Origin of the sequence: Rhizobium aethiopicum, from assembly GCF_014197535.1 — a bacterium.
Taxonomy (GTDB): domain Bacteria; phylum Pseudomonadota; class Alphaproteobacteria; order Rhizobiales; family Rhizobiaceae; genus Rhizobium; species Rhizobium aethiopicum_A.
In genome coordinates this window covers 58,637-80,035 of sequence record NZ_JACIFV010000013.1, presented here as the reverse complement: position 1 = coordinate 80,035, position 21,399 = coordinate 58,637, and the positions used below count along the sequence as shown (strand labels likewise).

The window sequence follows — 21,399 nt, the reverse complement described above, 5'->3', positions numbered from 1 at the left end:
TGATGGCATTTCGCTTTTCATAGCACTCAGTGCGTTTGACGTCAGTGCAGGCTGACCGTCTTCAATTCGTCTTCGGCGGCCTTGAAGAAGGTGCTGGAGCGGTTGTCCGTCAAAAGGATCGGCGTGCCGTCGGCGCCGAACAGTGCCCAGAGATCGACGTTCGGATCGATATCCGGCGCCTCTGGGAAGCACTTGGCGACCTCTTCGGTGCGCATCTTTCTGATGTAGGCGACCTCGCCGTTGCCGATGTGGGCAAGCTCGGATTTGGTCAAGTGAGACGTGGCTTCTTTCATCAACATTCCTGTTCCTCCGGGAGAAGGGACCAACGGTTCTGGAAACCGTTGTGCTACTGTGAGACCGAAATGTTAATTTTCTTGACCATGCGCGCCGGTTCCGGACGAATTAGATCGACGGAGAGCAGACCGTTCTTCAGGCCGGCGCCGAGGACCTGCATGCCGTCGGCCAGCACGAAGGTGCGCTGGAACTGGCGGGAGGCAATGCCGCGATAAAGATAATCCCGCTCGCCCTGCTCCACCTGACGGCCGCGGATCACAAGCTGGTTCTCCTCGGTGGAGACATCGAGCTCCTCCTCGCTGAAACCGGCAACGGCAAGGGTGATGCGCAGACGTTCGGGGGCGCCGCTGTCGGCGGCGATGCGTTCGATGTTGTAAGGCGGGTATCCGTCGCTCGCTTTGGAAATGCGCTCCAGCGTTTTTTCCATGGCGTCGAAGCCCAGAAGCAGGGGGCTGGCGAAAGGGGTAATGCGGCTCATCTCTTTTCAAGTCCTTGATGCAAGCGACCATCCCGGACCTCAAGCGCAGCATCCGGATGCCGATAATATGGGGGCATGATCACGGCGCTGCAAGGCGCACGCGACTCTCCCGATTCAAACCTCTCTCACTTTTCGAATGCCGGCGCCCGCCTCCTTGCTTGACAAAGGACCTGCTGCCTCGCATCAAAACATGCCCGCGCGGAATGTGCCGATTTGTGACGGGGAATTAAGAGATTGTGTCTGCCGGAACAAGCGGCATGGCGAGAACGGGACGATTGGAATGGCAAGCGCGAGAAAGATCATCATCGACACGGATCCCGGCCAGGATGACGCGGCCGCCATCATGCTGGCTTTCGGAAGCCCCGATGAGCTCGAGGTGCTGGGGATCACGACGGTCGCCGGCAACGTGCCGCTGTCATTCACCAGCCGCAACGCGCGCATCGTCTGCGAGCTCTGCGGCCGCACGGATGTGAAGGTTTTCACCGGCGCCGACAAGCCGATCGCCCGCAAGCTGGTGACTGCAGAACATGTGCACGGCAAGACCGGCCTCGACGGCCCTGTTCTGCCCGAACCGACGATGGCGCTGCAGCCCGGCCACTCCGTCGATTTCATCATCGAGACGCTGCGCCGCGAGCCGGAAGGCACGGTGACGCTCTGCACGCTCGGGCCGCTCACCAATATCGGCATGGCCTTCCAGAAGGCGCCCGACATCATTGCCCGCATTCGCGAGCTGGTCATGATGGGCGGCGGCTTCTTCGAGGGCGGCAATATTACGCCGGCCGCCGAATTCAACATCTATGTCGACCCCGAAGCCGCCGACATCGTCTTCCGTTCAGGCGTGCCGATCGTGATGATGCCACTCGACGTGACGCATCAGTTGCTGACGCGCAAGGACCGGGTCAAACGCATGGCCGAGATCGGCACGGCGCCTGTTAAGGCCATGGTCGAGATGTTGGAATTCTTCGAACGCTTCGATATCGAGAAATACGGTTCTGATGGCGGGCCGCTGCACGACCCCACGGTCGTGGCCTATCTCTTGAAACCAGAGCTTTTCCAGGGCCGCGACTGCAATGTCGAGATCGAGATCCGGTCCGAACTCACCGTCGGGATGACCGTCGTCGACTGGTGGCATGTGACCGAGCGCAAGCGCAACGCCAAGGTCATGCGTCATGTCGATGCGGACGGCTTCTTCGATCTGCTGATCGAACGCTTCGCCCGCATCTGATTTTTCTTTCCTTCTCCGAGGCGGAGAAGGAAAACGACCTCAGGCGTCCTTCTCGTCGAAGACGGAATTGATTTCGGCCTCGACCGGCTTCGGGCCGCCCTTGGCAACGCCGACCATAGCCGGCCGTAGGACGCGTTCGCCGATGGTGAAGCCGGCCTGCACGACCTGGACGACGGTATTGTTCGGCACTTCGGAGTTCGGCACCTCGAACATCGCCTGATGAAAATTCGGATCGAATTTCTGGCCAACCGGCTCCAGCTTGCGAACGCCGTGGCGCTCCAGCGCCGAGAGCATCGAGCGCTCGGTCATCTCCACACCTTCGATCAGGGTGGTGAGGCCGGCATCGGCCGTGGCCTTGGTCTCCGGAGAGATGGCGTCCAGCGCCCGGCGCAAATTGTCCGAGACGGCGAGCATGTCGCGGGCGAAACCGGCGACGGAATAGGATTTTGCATCCTTGACCTCGCGCTCGGTGCGGCGGCGCAGATTATCCATCTCGGCGGCAAGGCGCAGATAGCGGTCACGCAGCTCGGTATTCTCGGCCTTCAGGAGGTCGAGCGGATCCGGCTGGTTTGCCTCCTCCTGCCCGACAGTGGCAGTTTCGACGTTGACGGCAGCGTCGGCTGCGGCGTTGGCCGCAGTTGCGTCAGGTCCGTTTTTCGTCGTTTCATCGGTCATGACGGTCTCCGGTTGGTATTTCAGATGCGCCCGATATCGAGGTTTGACCGGAAAAAATCAAGTCTGCGTGACGAAGAAGCGAAAATTCCGCGGCTTCGTCAGTGATGACGTCAAAGCGGATTGCGCGACAGGCGGGAGACGAGCTGGGCGGTGTAGTCCACCATCGGCACAATGCGGGAATAATTGAGCCGCGTCGGGCCGATGACGCCGACCGCGCCGACGATCCGGTCGTCATCGTCGCGATAGGGCGCGACGATGAGCGACGAGCCGGACAGAGAGAAGAGCTTGTTTTCCGAACCGATGAAGATGCGCACGCCTGAACCGCTTTCGGCCAGGTTGAGAAGCTCGATCAGGCTGTCCTTCTTTTCGAGATCGTCGAACAGCATGCGCAGCCGGTCGAGATCTTCGGCGCCGGCGAGGCCTTCGAGCAGGTTGGCGCGGCCGCGGATGATCAGCTGGGCGGGCTTTCCCTCGTCCGGGCTGCCAGCCCAGACGGCGATGCCGCGCTCGACAAGATCGCGCGAGAGCGCATCGAGTTCGTGACGGACATCATCCTTCAGCCGGCTTAACTGTTTGCGCAGCTCCGGCAGCGTCTGGCCGGACATGTGCGCGTTGAGGAAATTCGCCGCCTCCGTCAGCTGCGAGGAGGTGACGCCCGCCGGCAGTTCGATGATACGGTTTTCCACCTGATCGTGATCGCCGACGAGCACGGCGAGCGCCTTTGTCGGTTCAAGCCGGATGAACTCGACATGTTTCAGCACCGGATCACTTTTCGAGGTGATGACGAGGCCGGCCCCGCGCGAGATGCCGGAGAGCATGCGGCTCGCTTCGTTCATCATCGATTCCACCGGATTGCCGCCGCTTTCGGCCCGCACCTGGCGATCGATATTGGCGCGCTCCTCGGCGGAGAGATCGCCGATCTGCATGAAGGCATCGACGAAGAAGCGCAGCCCGATCTGGGTCGGCAGCCGGCCGGCGCTGACATGCGGGGAATAGATGAGACCGAGCTCTTCGAGATCGCTCATGACGTTGCGCACCGAGGCCGGCGACAGCGACATCGGCAGCAGTCGCGACAGATTGCGCGAGCCGAGCGGCTCGCCGCTTTCGAGATAGCCTTCGACGATGCGGCGGAAAATTTCTCTGGAGCGCTCGTCCAGTGCAGCAACGGCATCCGAAACCGACGTCGACCTGATGCCCATGAACCTTTTCAAACCCACGCTGATGATGCTCCCGAAAATATAGTCAAACTCGCACCCGTGGCAAAAGGGAATTTGCAAATGAGCACGGCCAATCGTAGAAGCGGTCAACAACTCCAGGAGATAAGAATGCGGCCTTCAGGCAGAAAAACCGACCAGATGCGCAAGGTCTCGTTCGAGCGCAATTTTTCCAAGCATGCGGAAGGCTCCTGCTTGGTGAAATTCGGCGATACGCACGTGCTTTGCACCGCAAGCCTCGAGGAAAAGACGCCGCCGTGGCTGCGCAACACCGGCAAGGGCTGGGTCACGGCCGAATACGGCATGCTGCCGCGGGCGACCGGCGAGCGCATGAAGCGCGAGGCCGCCGCCGGCAAGCAGGGCGGTCGCACCCAGGAAATTCAACGGCTGATCGGCCGGTCGCTGCGCGCCGTCGTCGATCTGCAGGCGCTCGGCGAAAAGCAGATCACGCTCGATTGCGACGTCATCCAGGCCGATGGCGGCACACGAACGGCCTCGATCACCGGCGGCTGGATCGCGCTTTACGACTGCCTGAAATGGATGGAAAGCCGCAACATGATCAAGGTCGAGCGGGTCCTGAAGGATCACGTCGCCGCCATCTCCTGCGGCGTTTTCGCCAGCCAGCCGGTCATCGATCTCGATTATCTCGAGGATTCCTCGGCCGAGACCGATGCGAACTTCGTCATGACCGGCGCCGGCGGCATTGTCGAAATCCAGGGCACGGCCGAAGGCACGCCGTTCAGCGAAGAGGAATTCAGCTCGCTGATGCGGCTTGCCAAGAACGGCATCGGCGAACTCGTCGCCCTGCAGAAAGAGGCGATTGCAGGATGAACGCCATGCTGGAAGGCATGTTGGAAACGGCGCTCTATGCGCGCGATCTCGATCAGGCCGAGACGTTCTACGGGGACGTTCTTGGGCTTGAAAAGATCACCCGCGCCGGCAACCGACATGTCTTCTTCCGCTGTGGCCCAGGCGTTCTCCTGATCTTCAACCCCGAGGAAACGATAAAGCCGCCGGCACCCGACGCGCTGCAGGTGCCGCCGCACGGCACCACCGGGCAAGGCCATGCCTGTTTCCGGGTGTCCGGTCGCAATATTGATGCGATGGCCGAACGGCTGAAGGCGGCTGAGATCGCGATCGAATCCGAGGTGCACTGGCCAAATGGCGGCCGCTCGATCTATTTCCGCGACCCTGCCGGCAACAGCCTGGAATGCGCGGAAGCTAAAATCTGGGGCATCGAACAGGATATTTGAATGCGCAAGCTCGAAACCAAAACCATCGTCGTCGCCAGCCACAATGCCGGCAAGATCCGCGAGATCCAGGAACTGATCGGGCCGCTCGGCTTCACCGCAAAATCGGCGGCCGAACTGAATTTCGTCGAACCTGACGAAACCGGTACGAGCTTCGAGGAGAATGCGACGATCAAGGCGGTCGCCTCGGCCAATGCCGCCGGCATGCCGGCGCTTTCGGATGATTCCGGCCTGGTGGTCGACGCGCTCGGCGGCGATCCCGGCGTCTACACCGCCAACTGGGCGGAAAGGGCAGACGGCACGCGCGACTTCGACATGGCGATGGCTAAGGTGGAAAAGGCGCTGCAGGACGCCGGCGCCACGACGCCGGAACAGCGCGGGGCGCGTTTCGTCAGCGTGCTCTGCCTTGCCTGGCCGGACGGGCATACCGAGCTTTTCCGCGGCGAGGTGGAAGGCCATGTCGTCTGGCCGCCGCGCGGCACCCAAGGCTTCGGCTATGATCCGGTTTTCCAGCCCGAGGGTTATGCCGTCACCTTCGGAGAAATGAGCGGCGAGGAGAAACACGGCTGGAATGTCGGCAAGCCGCAGGCGCTGTCGCATCGGGCCCGTGCCTTCAAACTTTTCGTCGAAACCTGCCTGGAGGCATAAGATCTGTTCGTGGGCAATTTCGATACGCCAAGCCTCTCGCGCGACGCCGCGCTGCTGCCCGATACCGGCGAGCCCGGCTTCGGCGTCTATGTGCATTGGCCCTTCTGCGCGGCGAAGTGTCCCTACTGCGACTTCAACAGCCATGTACGCCATCAGCCGGTGGATCAGGAGCGCTTTGCATCAGCCTTTCTGAAGGAGATGGCGGCAGTCCGGGCGATGAGCGGGCCGAAGACGGTGACGAGCATCTTCCTCGGCGGCGGCACGCCGTCGCTGATGAAGCCGGAGACGGTGTCTGCCATTCTCGACGGCATCGCACGGCACTGGCATGTGCCCGCCGGTATCGAAATCACCATGGAGGCCAACCCGTCGAGCGTCGAGGCTGAACGGTTTCGCGGCTACCGGGCGGCCGGCGTCAACCGCGTCTCGCTCGGCGTACAGGCGCTGAACGACCGCGATCTGAAATTCCTCGGCCGGCTGCATGACGTCGCCGACGCGCTGAAGGCGATCCGGCTGGCGCGCGACATTTTCCCGCGCATGTCCTTCGACCTCATCTATGCCCGGCCGGAGCAGACGGTCGCGGAATGGGAGAAGGAACTGAAGGAAGCGATCTCCTATGCGGTCGACCATCTGTCGCTCTATCAGCTGACCATCGAGGAAGGCACGCCCTTCTTCGGTCTGCACAAATCAGGCAAGCTGATCGTGCCGGACGGCGAACAATCGGCCCTGCTCTACGAGGCGACGCAGGAGATCACGGCGCGTGAGGGCATGCCCGCCTATGAGGTCTCCAACCATGCCAGGCCGGGTGCCGAAAGCCGCCACAACCTGACCTACTGGCGTTACGGCGATTATGCCGGCGTCGGCCCGGGCGCGCACGGCCGGCTGACGCGCGGGTATGAGAAGATCGCGACGGCGACCGAGCGCAAGCCGGAAGCCTGGCTCGAGATGGTCGAGCGGGACGGCCACGGCATTCTCGACCAGGAGCGGCTCGGTTTTGAGGAACAGTCGGACGAGCTGCTGCTGATGGGACTGCGCCTGAGGGAAGGCGTCGATCTCGCCCGCTGGCAGCAGCTTTCGGGCCGTGAGCTCGACCCGAAACGCGAGGAATTCCTGCTCGAACATAAATTCGTCGAGCGGATCGGCAATTCGCGCCTGCGCTGCACGCCATCGGGCATGCTGATCCTCGATTCCGTCGTGGCCGATCTCGCCTGCTGACATCCAACGAGGTTGATCCGGGCGCGGCAGCGACATCGCCGTCCGCGCCGGAAAACATATCTCAGCCGTGGCTGGTGGCGCCAGCCTTAAACAGGCTGCCGGTCGGCGTCTTCAGGAACATCTCCAGCGGTATATGCTCCTGGTGCAGGAAACCGGTCGCCGGCAGCAGGCCGTCGCGGACCATCTCGATGACGGCAACGACAGAGGCCGAGGTCGTCCAGGCGATTGCCGTGCGACGGGCGCCGGAAATTTCGATCGGGTAATAGGCGCGCACGAACTCCTTGCGGCGCAGGCTGCCGTTCTCCGTGCCTTCCGCGGCGACATGGACATAGACGACATCGTCTTCAACAGGCGGCTTGGCATTGGTCAGGATCTCGCCGGCGAGCTTGCGCTTGTCGCGCATCAAGAGCTCATGGAAGAAGAAGTTCATCAGCTCCATATGGCCGGGATAACGCATGGTCTTGTAGTCGAGATTGTCAACCTTGCCGAGCATGGTGTCGCACATGGTGCCAAGGCCGCCCGATGTCGTGAAGGCTTCGAGCTTGACACCACCGACATAGATGGTCTCGTGCCACTCCATCGGCGAGACGAGCTTGCGCACGCCGCCCTCGATGACCTCGCAATCATTCAGATATTCGTTGACGACGCCTTCCGGCGACCAGTTGAAGGCATAGCCGAGAAGACCCGTCGGATGCTGCGGCAGGGCGCCGACGCGCATGCGGATCGATCGGCAGCGATCGAAGCCGTCGGCCAGGCTTGCGCCGACGATGCCGACGAAACCGGGCGCCAGGCCGCATTGCGGCGCCATCAGTCCGCGGGCGGTCTTCGACAGTTCGATGATGAAATTGGTGGTTGGGACGTCTTCCGTCAGATCGAAGTAATGAATGCCGGCAAGATGGGCAGCGCGAGCCAGCTCGATGTTCAGGTGATAGGGCAGGCAAGACAGCACCGCCTCAACGTTCGAGAGCAGTTCGCCGATCACCTGCGGATCGGATATGTCGCCTGCGCGGCATGTAAAGGGCAGCTCGCCCAGGGGCAGCTGCGCATCGACACCAATGACCTTGAAGCCGCCTTCATGCAAAAGCGTTGCCGCCAGCCGCCCGACCTTGCCGAGGCCGAGAACGGCGATCTTTTCGAAACTCATTCATTCCCTCCCATGCGCCGTTCGGCGCTCTTCTTGGACGCGGGGAGGTATAGAATAAAAAGCTTATAAAGGAAAACGGCTGGAATCGCTTCCAGCCGTCAAATTTCCCGACAGGTCCACCGATTATTCGTTGATCAGCCGCTTCAGCAGCTCGATTTCGTGCGAAAGCTTGGTGTCACCGGATATCAGCTCCTCGATCTTGCGCACGGCATGCAGCACGGTCGTGTGATCGCGCCCGCCGAAGCGGCGGCCGATTTCCGGAAAGGAGCGCGGCGTCAGCGTCTTCGACAAATACATGGCAATCTGGCGCGGCTTGACGATGACGCGGGTGCGGCGATTGGAGACCAGTTCCTGGCGCGAGACGTTGTAGTGCCTGGCGACGATGCGCTGAATATCCTCAATGCGCACGCGGCGCGGTTCGCCCGAACCGACGAGATGGGCGAGCAATTCGTCGACGCGCTCGATCGACAGGTTCGGCTCGAAGGAGCGGCGGAAGATCAGCTGATTGAAGGCGCCTTCGAGTTCGCGGCCGCTGGCCGTGATATTGCGGGCGACGTGCTGAAGCAGATCTGCCGGAATTTCGAGCGACGGATCCTCGAGCCGGGCCGCGGCCAGACGCCGCTTGAGGATTTCGAGGCGCATTTCGTAATCCGGCGCGTCGAGTTCGATGGCAACGCCGCCCTGCAGGCGCGAGCGGACGCGCGGATCGAGCGACTCCAGCTCCCATGGCGCGCGGTCGGCGGCGACGACGACCTGCTTGGCGCTGTCGAGCAGCATATTCAGGAGATGGCAGAACTCATGCTGGATCATCTTGCCCTGCAGGAACTGCATGTCGTCGATGATCAAGAGATCGATGTTGCGCAATGAATCCTTCAGCGTCAGCGCGTCGTTGTCGCGGATCGCCGTGGCGAAGCGCCACATGAAATATTCGGCCGTCAGGTAGACGACGCGCAGGGCCCGCGGGTTCTGCACCGCCGCATTGGCGATCGCCTGCAAGAGATGAGTCTTGCCGAGTCCGACCGTCGAATGGACGAAGAGCGGATTGAACCGTACGGCGCCGGAGCCGACTTCCGCGATCGTCTTGGCAGCCGCAAGCGCGACGCGGTTCGAGCTGCCTTCCACGAAGGTATCGAAGGTGAAGCGGCTGTCGAGCGGCGAACCGAACAGCGGCGTTCCGAGGCTTGTGGGCCTTGCGGCGGCAACGGCCGAAACTGCCTGCTGGACGGCCTGACCGGCCGGCTGGGCGCTCGGCGGACGGCGCATCTGCGCGGGAGCAGCCGGCTCGGGCTGGACCACCTCGTCGACGGCCTTCATGCCGCTGCGCGTTGCGGTGCGCACCAGGATTTCGATTTTCAGGATTTCCGGGTCTTCGGCCTGGAACAGACCGGTGATGAGATCGAGATAACGATTGTTGATCCACGACTTCAGGAAGGTCGTGGGAACCGAAAGGCGAACAACGCTCTTCGATACTGAATGCAGCTTCAACCTGGCAAACCAGCTGGCATAGACGTCAGGACCGACCTGGGCCTTCAAGCGCGCGCTGACGCGCTCAAACAAAATGCTCTGCTTCATTTCCGCCTTAGCTTCCCCCACTTCCTGGCGCATGGAGCCGAACGCTTGCGGTGCCGCATCCCCATTGTCGAGCCCGCCCGCCATCATCGTATTCATCTGCATAATGCCGCCTTTCAATTCCACCGGGCGGCCTCCGCTAAAACAGCCGCCCGATCATTCCCCGCTTTGACGGGCTGGCGGCATCCTCATGAAGCCACTCGCCTGCCGGTTCACTCAAACACGACACAGAAGCCCGTGCAGGTACCGCATTCATGCGGCGCCTTCATCGGCTTTCCGTGCCAGGCTGTCGGTCAATCCTCGTTTTCGGCCGACCAGCCCGAACGCAATATTACTATCCCTATCCGGCAGCCTCACGTTAAACGTGTGGTTGCCATAGGCACAAAACATCCCTGCCCCGTAACAGCCACGTTACGGCCCAAATCCGTCAAGTGCTTGAAAAAACGGAAGCGCAAGGCTCCGTAACAGATGGCACAAATTCATCGCCCTGCCGACGTGGCAGTTAAGACCGAACTCTGCAGGTGATGTCCGCGCCCTCTGTTGGACGCCATTTAGGCAGGATCAAATGGCAAGATCAACGATGAATTTTACGCAAAATTAAGATGCGGCCATTGACTCCGGCCGCCCTTTTCGGGCGTCACACTAGCGTCAAAAAAGAATCGCAGTTGAATCAACGAGATTCCCCGTTCGGGCTATTTTGACACGCAAAGAAAGAAAAAAAATAAAAATCTTCTTGACTCGGGCGTGATCCGCAAAGGTTTGGCCAGAGTCGCGCAATGGGAAAGCATCCTTCCGCAAGCTATTGTTTTTTAATGCCTTTTCCTGTCATGGCGCTGACACGAAACAGTCGTGCGATTAACCATGAAGGACGCTCCTCAGCGGAATCGAAAAAGCCCGGTAAAATTACCGGGCTAATCATAACGAGGAGGTCGTTAATGGATTGTTACGCGGTCGTGGAGACCGACAGAGCCTTCACACGAGCAGCCAGGCGAGAGACCTTGCGCGATGCCGTGTTGGAGTGCAGCACGCCCTTGCTGGCGGCGCGGGCGAGTTCCGGCTGAGCGGCCAGGAAAGCCGCCTTCGCCTTGTCGGCGTCACCGGATGCGATGGCCTCTTCGACCTGGCGAACGAAAGTACGAACGCGCGAGCGACGAGCCTTATTGACGTCGGTACGGCGGGCGATCTTGCGGGTCGCTTTTTTCGCCGAAGTTGTATTGGCCATGGATGCCTCTCTCAAGAATTCGAACAAACTCCGCCATTACCGCGGGCCCTGCGGCCACCAAATCCAGCAATACGGGAGCAATCGCGGAAAACCAGAGCGGCTTTCCGAACCGTGGGCGGGCATATAACCCTAAAGCCGGCCCACGTCAACGCGGATTTTCAAGCTTTCCGACGGCAAGCGCCGAAAAGCATTCAACGGTGCTTGAAGGCTGGTTTGCGCTTCTCGATGAAGGCGGCCATGCCTTCTTTCTGATCGTCCGTGGCAAAGAGACTATGAAACAGGCGGCGTTCGAACCGCAACCCTTCCTCCAGCGTCGTCTCGAAGGCGCGGTTGACCGCCTCCTTGGCCATCATGACCGAGGGCTGCGAAAGCGACGCGATCTTTTCGGCGGCGGCCAAAGCCTCGTCGATGAGACGCTCGGGCGGCACCACACGCGAAACGAGTCCCGACCGTTCCGCCTCGGCCGCATCCATCATGCGGCCGGTCAGGATCAGATCCATGGCCTTCGCCTTGCCGACGGCCCGCGTCAGCCGCTGAGAGCCGCCCATGCCGGGAATGACGCCAAGGGTGATCTCCGGCTGGCCGAACCTCGCGGTCTCCGAGGCGATGATGAAATCGCACATCATGGCGAGTTCGCAGCCACCGCCGAGGGCAAAACCGCTGACGGCAGCGATCACCGGCTTGCGCGCCTTGGCGACGTCATCCCAGCCGCTGATGAAATCACTCTTATAGATGTCGGCGAACTGAAGCGACTGCATCTCCTTGATGTCGGCGCCGGCGGCAAAGGCGCGTTCGGAGCCGGTGAGCACGATCGCGCCGACGGCATCGTCCTGGTGGAAAGCGACGTAGGCCTGCTTCAGTTCCCTCAGCACGGTAGAGTTCAGCGCGTTCAGCGCCTGCGGGCGGTTCAGCGTGACGAGGCCGACTGTGCCTCGGGTTTCGACGATCAAGGTCTCGTAAGCCATGCTGTTCTCCCGGTTTCTCACTGTTACTTCTGACAGGCGGCGCAATAGAAGGTGGAGCGGCCCGCCTGCACGACACGGGCGACCGTACCGCCGCAGCCGGGCGTGCCGCAAGCCTCACCTTCGCGATCATAGACGGAGAAGGAATGCTGGAAATAACCGAGCGATCCATCGGCCTGGATATGGTCTCGCAGCGACGATCCGCCGGCGGCGATTGCATCGGCGATGACGTCGCGGATCGAGGCGACCAGCAGGTCGAGCTCATGCTTCGGCCGGCCGCCCGGCGTCACCAGCGTGCCGGCAGCACGCAGCGGCGACAAATGCGCGCGCCACAGCGCCTCACATACATATATATTGCCGAGACCGGCAATGTTCTTCTGGTCGAGCAGCGCGCTCTTCAGCGGCTGCGCCTTGTCGCGGAAGCGTTCGGCCAGATAGGCGGCGCCGAGTTCGTTTCCCGTCGGCTCCGGGCCGAGATCGCGGAAGAAGGGATGGGCGGCGAGATCGGCGCGTCCGACCATATCCATGAAGCCGAAACGGCGCGGGTCGTTGTAGATGACGCGGCGAGCGCCGTCCGGTCCCTGCAGATGAAAGACGACGTGATCGTGTTTCTCGTCCTTCGAGCGGGCGTGGTGGAACTCGCCCGGGGTTGCGGAGACGGAGTTCTCCTCGATGCGAAAGGAACCGGACATGCCGAGATGGGAAATCAGCGTGTTGCCGTCGTCGAGATCGACCAGCAGATATTTGGCGCGGCGACCAAGGCCGATGATGGTGCGGCCGGAAACCCTGTCCGCCAATGCATCGGGAAAGGGGAAGCGCAAATCCTTGCGCCGCAGTTCCAGCCTGGCAATGAGAGCGCCTTCCATCGCCGGCGCCAGGCCGCGCTTGACCGTTTCGACTTCTGGCAATTCCGGCATCTTAACCCATCTCTATCGAACGTGTTTCAACCGAGGACGATGTGCGCTATAGCGCCATGTGCCGCGGAGAGCGCGGTCCAGTGATAACGTCGCGCGCGGTCTTTCGCTACGGTCGCCGCGCCGATCTTCAAGGAACGGAGCAGCCTGATGTCAGAAAGCCGCACTTCCGCCGATGGCGGCATGGAGACCTCCTACGGCTTCCGCGAGGTGCCGGGCGGCGAGAAGCAGGGTCTGGTCAACCAGGTGTTCCACAAGGTCGCCAAACGCTACGACATCATGAACGATGTGATGTCGATGGGCATGCACCGGGCCTGGAAAGATGCGATGATCTCGGCGCTCAACCCGCGCAAGGAGCCGGGCTACAAGGTGCTCGACGTTGCCGGCGGCACCGGCGACATCGCCTTTCGCATCATCGAGGCCTCTGGTCGGCAGGCACATGCGACGGTGCTCGATATCAACGGCTCGATGCTCGGCGTCGGCGCCGAACGGGCGGCAAAGAAGAAGCTTTCCGACAATCTCACCTTCATCGAGGCGAATGCCGAGGAACTGCCCTTCGAGGCCGCGAGCTTCGATGCCTATACGATCGCCTTCGGCATTCGCAACGTGCCGAGGATCGACAAGGCGCTGTCCGAGGCCTATCGCGTGTTGAAACGCGGCGGACGGCTACTGGTCCTGGAGTTTTCGGAAGTCGATATGCCGCTTCTCGACAAGATCTATGACGCCTGGTCTTTCAACGCCATTCCGCAATTCGGCAAGGCGATCACCGGCGATGCCGAACCCTACCAGTATCTGGTGGAATCGATCCGCAAGTTCCCGAACCAGGAGAATTTCGCGGCGATGATCCGCCAAGCCGGCTTTTCGCGGGTCACCTATACCAATTATACCGGCGGCATCGCCGCGCTCCATTCCGGCTGGAAGCTCTGAGGGATGATGCAGGCTACATGCTCCCCCTCATTCCCTTCCTCGGGCTTTGCCCGAGGGACGTCACAGGAATCCAGCGCGCCCAAGTCCTTGGGCGCAGGAGACTCGTTAATGCTTCTTAAGTCATTCACCGCGCAGACGCGCGGTGGCTGGATTCCTGTGACGAGCACAGGAATGAGGGAGGAGAGATTGGCCGCGCCTTCGCAAGCAGGCCAGCCTGCATGAGCACTTTCGGAGCCTATTTCCGCCTTTGGCGCGTCGGCTGGGTGCTCGTGCGTGAGGGTGTCGTGTCGGCCCTGCCGTCCGAAGGACTGCCGCCTTCGGTCGCGCTTGCCAAATCCTTCGTTACGATTTTCGAGCGCGGCAGGGCGCGGTATCAGAAGCGCAGCGACCGGCTGGCGCAGGCGGTCGAGCGGCTCGGCCCTTCTTATGTCAAGATCGGCCAGTTCCTGGCGACGCGGCCTGACGTCGTCGGCGTCGAATTCGCCAACGACCTGTCGCAGTTGCAGGACCGGATGGCCTTCTTCCCCTCGGCGGCCGCAAAGGCGAATATCGAAGGATCACTCGGGCGGCCGATCGACGAACTCTATGTGAGCTTCGGCGAGCCGATCGCCGCCGCCTCGATCGCGCAAGTGCATCCGGCCGAAGTCGAAACGGCAGAAGGCCGAAGGAAGGTCGCCGTCAAGGTCGTCCGACCGGGCGTTCGCCAGCGTTTTGTCCATGACATCGAGGCAATGTACCTGGTCGCTCATATGCAGGAGCGGTTCATGCCGTCCAGCCGACGGCTGCGGCCGGTCGAGGTGACGAAGACGCTGGAACAGACGACGAAGGTGGAGATGGATCTTCGCCTTGAGGCGGCAGCGCTTTCGGAGATTGCCGAAAACACCGACAGCGATCCCGGCTTTCGCGTGCCGAAGGTCGACTGGGAGCGCACGGGCCGCGACGTCATCACCATGGAATGGATCGACGGCACGAGAATGTCCGACGTCGAGGGGCTGCGCGCGGCCGGCCACGACCTCAACCTGCTCGCCGATACGCTGATCCAGTCCTTCCTGCGCCACACGCTGCGCGACGGTTTCTTCCATGCCGACATGCATCCCGGCAATCTCTTCGTCGATGCCGGCGGCATGATCGTCGCGGTCGACATGGGTATTGTCGGGCGGCTCGGCAAGAAGGAGCGACGGTTCCTCGCCGAGATCCTCTATGGCTTCATCACCCGCGATTACACCCGTGTCGCAGAGGTGCATTTCGAGGCCGGCTACGTGCCCGGCCACCACAATGTCGAAAGCTTCGCCCAGGCGATCCGGGCAATCGGCGAGCCGATCCACGGGCAGCCGGCCGAAACGATCTCGATGGGCAAGCTTCTGACGCTGCTGTTCGAAGTGACCGAACTGTTCGACATGGCCACACGGCCGGAGCTGGTGATGCTGCAGAAGACCATGGTGGTGGTCGAAGGCGTGTCGCGCATGCTCAATCCGCGCTTCAATATGTGGAAGGCCTCCGAGCCGGTCGTCGGCGATTGGATCCGCACCAATCTCGGCCCGAAGCGGATCGTCACCGACCTCAAGGACGGGCTGAAGGCGGCGGTCAAGCTCGCCGAAGCCGCGCCCGAAATCGCGGCGAAAACCGAGAAATTCCACCACCAGCTGCTGCATATGAGCGAACATGGCCTGCGTTTCGACGACCAGACGGCCGAGGCGATCGGCAGGGCCGAGGCGCGGCACAACCGCTCGGCCAGGATCGCGCTCTGGGTGATTGCATTGACGCTTCTCTATATTGCCTGGATGCTGAGCTGACCGCTCCGATAACATGCTGTGTTCGGCATTTAGGATATCCCATGTGACGGAGGGCTCGCTTAGTCTCGCAGTTTAGGAGATAAGGCACATGCAGCACGAACGCCCCGGCATCGAACTTTCCGGACGACCGCTCGGTTTTGCCGAGATGGTGACGATTGGTGCCGGCAAGGCGAGGATTTCGGCTTCACCGACCGGCATGGCCCGCATCGCGATTGCCCGCGAGATCGTCGAGGACGCGATTGCCGCCGGCACGCCCGTTTACGGATCGACGACCGGCGTCGGCGCCATGAAGGATGTGGAGTGGTCGGCCGACGAACTCGACACCTTCAATCTCGGCCTGGTGCGCGCCCATCACTTCGGCACCGGCACGCCCTTTTCCTGCAATGTCGTGCGCAATGCCATGGCGATCCGCGTCAACACGGCGCTGACCGGCCAGGTCGGCTGCACGCCGGAGCTGATCGAGGCCTATATCAGGATGCTCGAGGCCGATCTCATCCCGGTCGTGCGCCGCACCGGCTCGATCGGCTGCGCCGATATCGGCCTGATGGGGCAGATCGGCGCGGTGCTGACCGGCGTCGGTGAAGCGGTCTACCGCGGCAACCGGATGCAGGCGGCCGACGCTTTCCGGGCAGCGGGACTGGAACCGGTGCGGATGGCGCCGCGCGACAGTCTCGCCTCGCTCAGCGTCAATGCGGTGAGCTTTGCGGCGGCGGCGGAAACGACGCGAAATGCCGCGGCCTCGATCCGCATCCTGCTCGCGACCGGGATGATGGCATCAGGTGCGCTCGGCGCCTCCCGCGATCCATGGAAGGCGGTCCGCCATGTCGGCACGGCGCGCGAGGCGCTGATCGGCGCCTGGCTCTGCAACGCCTCGGACGAATGGGACTGGCCGGTTGCAACGCATGTGCAGGATCCGCTCAGCCTGCGCATGATCGCCCAGGTGTTCGGCGCCGTCATCGAAAATCTGCTTTCGACCGGCCACAAGATCCTTGCCGCCACCGGACGCTCGGACGACAATCCGGTTGTCGTCGAGGGCCGGGTGATGACATCAGGCGGTTCGCTTCCGCTCGATGTGACGATCCTGCTCGAATCGGCCGCACTCTGCATGGCGCATGCGGCGCGCAACGCCTTCAACCGCTGCGTCATTCTCGGCAACGGCCAACGGCGCGACCTGCCGGTCAACCTGGTGCCGCCGGGACGGATTGCCACCGGCTTCGGGCCGATCATCAAGCTTGCCGGCGAAATCTTCTCGCGTGTGCTGTCGATGTCAGGTCCAGTTTCGGCGCAGTCGCTGGTCGTTGCGGCCGGCCTGGAGGACGAGGCCGCCTTCCTGCCGCTGGTCATCGAGCGCTTCGAGCGGCAGATGCAGGCGCTGAAGCGCCTCGCGGCACTCGAGGCGCTGCTATCTGCCCAGGCGATCGACATACTCGGCGATGAACCGAAGGGCGTGGCCGGCATGCTCTACGACGTCGTGCGCAAACATGCGGCCTTTTATACCGTCGACCGGCCGCTTTCGGCTGAGGTGGAGGCGATCGAGGAAGAGCTCGGATCGGACGACTTTCTCGCGAAACTGACCGAGCAGGTTCCGATCGCCTCTTTCGACGATTTCTTTGCACTCGGTTCGCCGGAGCCCATCGAAGGGCGCTTGGCTAGCCGCGCAGGGTGATTGCGGGCCAAGGCCCAAAAAACTCAATCCTGCTCTACATTAACCAGTCGGCGCGCGATGCCGTCCGAAAGACGTTCAAGCTTCGGCATCATGCTCCGGCCGGCAACGGTTCCGACGTCAGTCTAGGGAGGAAGCGGTATGGACTTCGATCTCGTTTTGCAGGGCACGGTGGTGCTGCCGGACCGCATCGTCAAAGAGGGTTATGTGGCGGTGCACGGCGGCAAGATCACCGAGGTCGGCCTCGGCGTGCCGCCTGCAGCGCGTGAACGGCATCTGCTCGGAAGTGCGCTGATCCTGCCCGGCGCCATCGACGCGCAGGTGCATTCACTTTCCCAGAAGGATCAGGAGGATTTCGTCTGGTCGACGCGGTCGGCAGCGGCCGGCGGCGTGACTACGATCGTCGACATGCCTTACGACGAGGGCAATCTCGTCTGCTCGGCGGCGGCGGTCAAGCGGAAGATCGACCATGCCGCCCCGCAGGCGCGCGTCGATTTTGCCCTTTACGGTACCATCGATCCGCAAGAAGGCCCGGCGCGAATCCCGGAGATAGTCGAGGCCGGTGTCGCTGCGTTCAAATTTTCGACCTTCGGCACCGATCCCAAACGTTTTCCGCGCATTCCCCCTGCCCTGCTCGACGCCTGCTTTGCGGCGATCGCGCCGACCGGGCTGACGGCCGGCGTGCATAATGAGGATGACGAGGCGGTGCGCAGCTATATGGAGCAGGTGAAGGCAAGCGGCATCACCGATTGGCGGGCGCATGGTCTGTCGCGGCCAGCGATTACCGAGCTCCTGGCGATGCACACGATCTTCGAGACCGGGGCCAATACCGGCTGCCCCGCACATGTGGTGCACTGCTCACTCGGGCGCGGCTATGACATCGCCCGCGCCTACCGCCGCGACGGTTTTGCCGCGACGGTCGAATGCTGCATCCACTATCTGACGCTCGACGAGGAAAACGACGTGAGGCGCCTCGGCGGCAAGGCGAAGATCAATCCGCCGGTGCGGCCGCGCGCCGAGGTGGAGAGGCTCTGGCGGAAGGTCGCCGAAGGTGATGTCTGGCTGGTCTCGACCGATCACGTCAGCTGGTCGGAGAACCGCAAGACCGATCCCGACATGCTCGCCAACGCCTCCGGCGTTCCCGGTCTCGAGGTGATGGTGCCGCTTTTCGTCAAAGGCGCTCTCGAGCGCGGCATTCCCCTCACCTGGGCCGCGCGGCTGATGGCCGACAACCCGGCGAAACATTTCCGGCTCGATCATATCAAGGGGGCGCTGACACCAGGTAAAGACGCAGATATCACCGTGCTGGAGCCGCGCGAAAGCATCTATGATGCGTCGGCAAGCGGCAACAACGTCGTCGGCTGGAGTCCCTATAACGGCACTCGCCTGCCCTGGACCGTCTCCGCCACCTATCTGCGCGGCGAAAGGATCGCCGAGGGCGGCAAGGTACTGGCCGCGCCCGGCACTGGCCGGTTCGTCCGGCCGCCGCCGCGCCAAGTCATTTCGGGAGCCGCCGCATGAGCCGCAATCTTCCCGTCAACGCCGGCCGGATCGCTGAAGATATCGAGGCGCTTGCCGATATCACCGAGCCGGGGCGCCCCTGGACGCGGCGGGCTTTCACGCCGCTCTTTCTGGAAGGCCGGGCCCATATCGAGGCGCGGATGAAGGCGGCAGGGCTGGAAACGCGGATCGATGCCGCCGGCAATCTGATCGGCCGGCGCACCGGCAGGAAGCCCTGGTCCGGCACGATCATGCTCGGCTCGCATTCCGACACTGTGCCGGACGGCGGCCGCTTCGACGGCATTGCCGGCGTGGTTGCGGCGCTTGAGGTGGCGCGCTCCCTGCATGACCACGGCCTGGAACTGGACCACGATCTCGAGATCGTCGATTTCCTTGCCGAGGAGGTCAGTATCTTCGGCGTCTCCTGCATCGGCAGCCGCGGCATGACCGGGCAATTGCCGGAAGCCTGGCTGTCGCGCGTCAGCGGCGACCTCGACCTTGCTGGGGGTATTGCCCAGGTGGGCGGCGAACCCGATGTGCTGATGCAGCAGAAAAGGTCCGATATAGCGGGCTTTCTCGAGCTTCATATCGAGCAGGGACCGGTGCTCGAAGCCGAAAGGGAGGATATCGGCATCGTCACCGCAATATCGGGCATCACACGCATCGAGATCACCGTCGAGGGACGCGCCGACCATGCCGGCACGACGCCGATGGACAGGCGGGCGGATGCGCTGGTGGCGGCTTCGCAGCTGGTGCTCGACATCCGCAACGCCGCTGCCGAGCTTGCCAGGACGCCGGGGCATTTCGCGGCGACGGTCGGCGAATTCAGGATCGAACCGAACGCGGCCAATGTCGTCCCCTCGAAGGTCGTGCTGCGGATTGACGGCCGCGCCGAAATCCGCGCCGACATGGAGGCCTTCTGCCGCTGGCTCGACGGCCATGTCGAAAAATTGGCAACAGCCTACGGCGTGACCATTGGGATACCGAACCGAGTTTCTGACAATCTGCCAACGCCTGGCGACGCCGGCCTGCTTTCGACGCTGGAGACCGCCTGCGAACGCGTCGGCGCAAAATACCGGCGCATGGCCTCCGGCGCAGGGCACGACACGGCCTGGATCGCCAAGGTGGCGCCGGCGGCGATGATCTTCGTGCCCTGCCGGGCGGGTCGCAGCCATTGCCCCGACGAGTGGGCCGACAATGACGATATCGCGCTCGGAGCAGCCGTGCTTTTCCAAGCGGTGCGCGAAATGGACAAGGATTCGAAGCGGGAGAAGGCCGATGGGACGCATACTGGTTGAGAAGGACGTCGAGGCGGCTGTCAAAGGCGGCTCCGTCTATGCCGCCGGCGGCGGCGGCTGGGCCGATCACGGTCGGATGCTCGGGCTTGCGGCCGTCACCATCGGCAAGCCGGAACTGGTGTCGGTCGACGAATTGAGGGACGATGACTGGGTCGCCACGGCGGCGGCGATCGGCGCGCCGGCTTCCACCACACCCTGGGAAATGCAGGGCGTCGACTACGTCAAGGCCGTGCAATTGCTGCAGGAGGCGCTCGGCGAAAAGCTTTCCGGACTGATCATCGGCCAGAACGGCAAATCCTCGACGCTGAACGGCTGGCTGCCATCAGCGATCCTCGGCACCAAGGTGGTCGATGCCGTCGGCGATATCCGCGCTCACCCGACCGGCGACATGGGCTCGATCGGCATGGCCGCCTCACCCGAGCCGATGATCCAGACCGCCGTCGGCGGCAACAGGGCCGAGAACCGTTACATCGAGCTCGTGGTGAAGGGCGCGACGGCAAAAATCTCGCCGGTTCTGCGCGCCGCCGCCGATCAGTCCGGCGGTTTCATCGCCAGCTGCCGCAATCCCCTCCGGGCGGCCTATGTCCGCAAGCATGCGGCGCTCGGCGGCATCTCGATGGCGCTTGCGCTCGGCGAAGCGATCATTACGGCGGAGAAGCGCGGCGGATCTGCCGTCATCGATGCGATCTGCAAAACGACCAGTGGACATATCCTCGCCGAAGGCGTCATCAGCCGGAAGGACGTCGTCTATACCAAGGAGGCCTTCGACATCGGCACCATCGCCGTCGGCTCGGGCGATAAATCAGTGACGCTGCATGTGATGAACGAATATATGGCAGTCGATGATGCGGGTGGCGAGCGGCTTGCGACCTTCCCTGCCGTGATCACCACGCTGTCGCCTGAGGGCGAGCCGCTGAGCGTCGGGCAATTGCAGGAAGGCATGCATGTCTTCATCCTGCATGTGCCGATGGATATCATTCCGCTGTCGGCAAGCGTGCTCGACCCGACCGTTTATCCCGTCGTCGAAAAGGCGATGGGAATCGAGATCGCGCGTTATGCGCTGGCAGCGAAGGCCTGAGCCATGGCACGCGATCCCGGCCTTGAAGAACTGCTGCGTGAGGAACTCGGCGATCGTCCCGGCCTCAGCGAAAAATCCATGTTCGGCGGCCGCGCCTTCCTGCTGAACGGCAATCTGCTCTGCGGCGCGCGCAGTGACGGCATGCTGATCCGTCTCGGCAAGGGCAATGATGATTGGGCGCTGGCGCTGCCGGGCGTAATCCGGATGCTGATGGGCGAGCGAGTCATGCACGGCTGGCTGCGCGCCTCCGCCGAGGCTTACGGCGACGATGCCCTGAGACGGCGTCTGCTCGATGCGGCGCTTGCCTATGTGGAATCGCTGCCGGGCAAGTGA

General features: G+C 62.6%; 21 protein-coding genes. 12 read left to right on the top strand and 9 right to left on the bottom strand.

From position 1 onward, the window contains the following. Positions 1-41: 41 nt before the first annotated feature. Positions 42-299, bottom strand: a complete 258-nt coding sequence (locus GGD53_RS18235; RefSeq protein ID WP_008524631.1) for a DUF1150 family protein — start codon at positions 297-299, stop codon at positions 42-44. A gap of 47 nt (positions 300-346) precedes the next feature. Further along, positions 347-772 (bottom strand): Hsp20 family protein, encoded by a 426-nt coding sequence (locus tag GGD53_RS18230; protein WP_184458071.1) that lies wholly within the window; start codon positions 770-772, stop codon positions 347-349. A 280-nt stretch (positions 773-1,052) separates the two neighbouring features. On the opposite strand from GGD53_RS18230, the gene GGD53_RS18225 reads away from it, so the two are divergent. After that, positions 1,053-1,997 (top strand): nucleoside hydrolase, encoded by a 945-nt coding sequence (locus tag GGD53_RS18225; RefSeq protein ID WP_184458069.1) that lies wholly within the window; start codon positions 1,053-1,055, stop codon positions 1,995-1,997. Between the two features lie 39 nt (positions 1,998-2,036). On the opposite strand, the gene grpE is transcribed toward GGD53_RS18225, so the two are convergent. Together grpE and hrcA are read right to left on the bottom strand one after the other, a co-directional pair. Next, on the bottom strand, positions 2,037-2,672 hold the full coding sequence (gene grpE / locus GGD53_RS18220; protein WP_184458067.1) for a nucleotide exchange factor GrpE: 636 nt from the start codon (positions 2,670-2,672) through the stop codon (positions 2,037-2,039). Positions 2,673-2,782: 110 nt separating this feature from the next. Further along, positions 2,783-3,871 carry a heat-inducible transcriptional repressor HrcA gene (hrcA, locus tag GGD53_RS18215; RefSeq protein WP_064800429.1) on the bottom strand — a complete coding sequence of 363 codons (1,089 nt, stop codon included), beginning with the start codon at positions 3,869-3,871 and terminating at the stop codon, positions 2,783-2,785. Between the two features lie 126 nt (positions 3,872-3,997). On the opposite strand from hrcA, the gene rph reads away from it, so the two are divergent. The 4 genes from rph to hemW are packed head-to-tail and all read left to right on the top strand — an operon-like array spanning position 3,998 to position 6,996. Further along, positions 3,998-4,717 (top strand): ribonuclease PH, encoded by a 720-nt coding sequence (rph, locus tag GGD53_RS18210; RefSeq protein ID WP_184458065.1) that lies wholly within the window; start codon positions 3,998-4,000, stop codon positions 4,715-4,717. After that, positions 4,714-5,139: a VOC family protein gene (locus GGD53_RS18205; protein ID WP_184458063.1), complete on the top strand. Its 426-nt coding sequence runs from the start codon at positions 4,714-4,716 to the stop codon at positions 5,137-5,139. Before rph ends, GGD53_RS18205 begins: the two co-directional genes overlap by 4 nt. Continuing rightward, positions 5,140-5,784, top strand: coding sequence for an RdgB/HAM1 family non-canonical purine NTP pyrophosphatase (rdgB, locus tag GGD53_RS18200; RefSeq protein ID WP_064809385.1), 645 nt, complete (start codon positions 5,140-5,142; stop codon positions 5,782-5,784). Between the two features lie 9 nt (positions 5,785-5,793). Further along, a complete protein-coding gene (gene hemW / locus GGD53_RS18195) occupies positions 5,794-6,996 on the top strand; it encodes a radical SAM family heme chaperone HemW (RefSeq protein WP_184458062.1) in 1,203 nt (400 codons plus the stop codon). Between the two features lie 61 nt (positions 6,997-7,057). Here the strand turns inward: hemW and GGD53_RS18190 are convergent, their stop codons facing one another. The 5 genes from GGD53_RS18190 to mutM form a co-directional block, all read right to left on the bottom strand. Next, positions 7,058-8,140 carry a saccharopine dehydrogenase family protein gene (locus GGD53_RS18190; protein ID WP_184458060.1) on the bottom strand — a complete coding sequence of 361 codons (1,083 nt, stop codon included), beginning with the start codon at positions 8,138-8,140 and terminating at the stop codon, positions 7,058-7,060. Positions 8,141-8,263: 123 nt separating this feature from the next. Beyond that, a complete protein-coding gene (dnaA, locus tag GGD53_RS18185; protein WP_184458211.1) occupies positions 8,264-9,814 on the bottom strand; it encodes a chromosomal replication initiator protein DnaA in 1,551 nt (516 codons plus the stop codon). Between the two features lie 838 nt (positions 9,815-10,652). Then, positions 10,653-10,931 carry a 30S ribosomal protein S20 gene (gene rpsT, locus GGD53_RS18180; protein WP_064800423.1) on the bottom strand — a complete coding sequence of 93 codons (279 nt, stop codon included), beginning with the start codon at positions 10,929-10,931 and terminating at the stop codon, positions 10,653-10,655. 191 nt (positions 10,932-11,122) lie between these two features. Then, positions 11,123-11,896: an enoyl-CoA hydratase gene (locus GGD53_RS18175; RefSeq protein WP_184458058.1), complete on the bottom strand. Its 774-nt coding sequence runs from the start codon at positions 11,894-11,896 to the stop codon at positions 11,123-11,125. A gap of 23 nt (positions 11,897-11,919) precedes the next feature. After that, the gene (mutM, locus tag GGD53_RS18170) at positions 11,920-12,810 is read right to left on the bottom strand and encodes a bifunctional DNA-formamidopyrimidine glycosylase/DNA-(apurinic or apyrimidinic site) lyase (RefSeq protein WP_184458057.1); all 891 of its coding nucleotides are present in this window, start codon (positions 12,808-12,810) and stop codon (positions 11,920-11,922) included. A 147-nt stretch (positions 12,811-12,957) separates the two neighbouring features. Between mutM and ubiE the strand changes: the two genes are divergently transcribed. From ubiE to GGD53_RS18135, 7 genes are all read left to right on the top strand, one after another. Beyond that, positions 12,958-13,734: a bifunctional demethylmenaquinone methyltransferase/2-methoxy-6-polyprenyl-1,4-benzoquinol methylase UbiE gene (ubiE, locus tag GGD53_RS18165; protein ID WP_064800420.1), complete on the top strand. Its 777-nt coding sequence runs from the start codon at positions 12,958-12,960 to the stop codon at positions 13,732-13,734. A 218-nt stretch (positions 13,735-13,952) separates the two neighbouring features. Further along, on the top strand, positions 13,953-15,527 hold the full coding sequence (gene ubiB / locus GGD53_RS18160; protein WP_184458055.1) for a 2-polyprenylphenol 6-hydroxylase: 1,575 nt from the start codon (positions 13,953-13,955) through the stop codon (positions 15,525-15,527). An 88-nt stretch (positions 15,528-15,615) separates the two neighbouring features. After that, entirely contained in the window at positions 15,616-17,193 is a 1,578-nt protein-coding gene (locus GGD53_RS18155) for an aromatic amino acid lyase (protein ID WP_184458053.1), read from the top strand. A gap of 138 nt (positions 17,194-17,331) precedes the next feature. Continuing rightward, on the top strand, positions 17,332-18,711 hold the full coding sequence (locus tag GGD53_RS18150; RefSeq protein WP_184458051.1) for a dihydroorotase: 1,380 nt from the start codon (positions 17,332-17,334) through the stop codon (positions 18,709-18,711). Beyond that, on the top strand, positions 18,708-19,988 hold the full coding sequence (locus GGD53_RS18145) for a Zn-dependent hydrolase (protein ID WP_184458049.1): 1,281 nt from the start codon (positions 18,708-18,710) through the stop codon (positions 19,986-19,988). The genes GGD53_RS18150 and GGD53_RS18145 overlap by 4 nt, the downstream gene beginning before the upstream one ends. Beyond that, the gene (locus tag GGD53_RS18140; protein ID WP_184458047.1) at positions 19,969-21,066 is read left to right on the top strand and encodes a DUF917 domain-containing protein; all 1,098 of its coding nucleotides are present in this window, start codon (positions 19,969-19,971) and stop codon (positions 21,064-21,066) included. Before GGD53_RS18145 ends, GGD53_RS18140 begins: the two co-directional genes overlap by 20 nt. A gap of 3 nt (positions 21,067-21,069) precedes the next feature. After that, a complete protein-coding gene (locus tag GGD53_RS18135) occupies positions 21,070-21,399 on the top strand; it encodes a TfoX/Sxy family protein (protein ID WP_064800414.1) in 330 nt (109 codons plus the stop codon).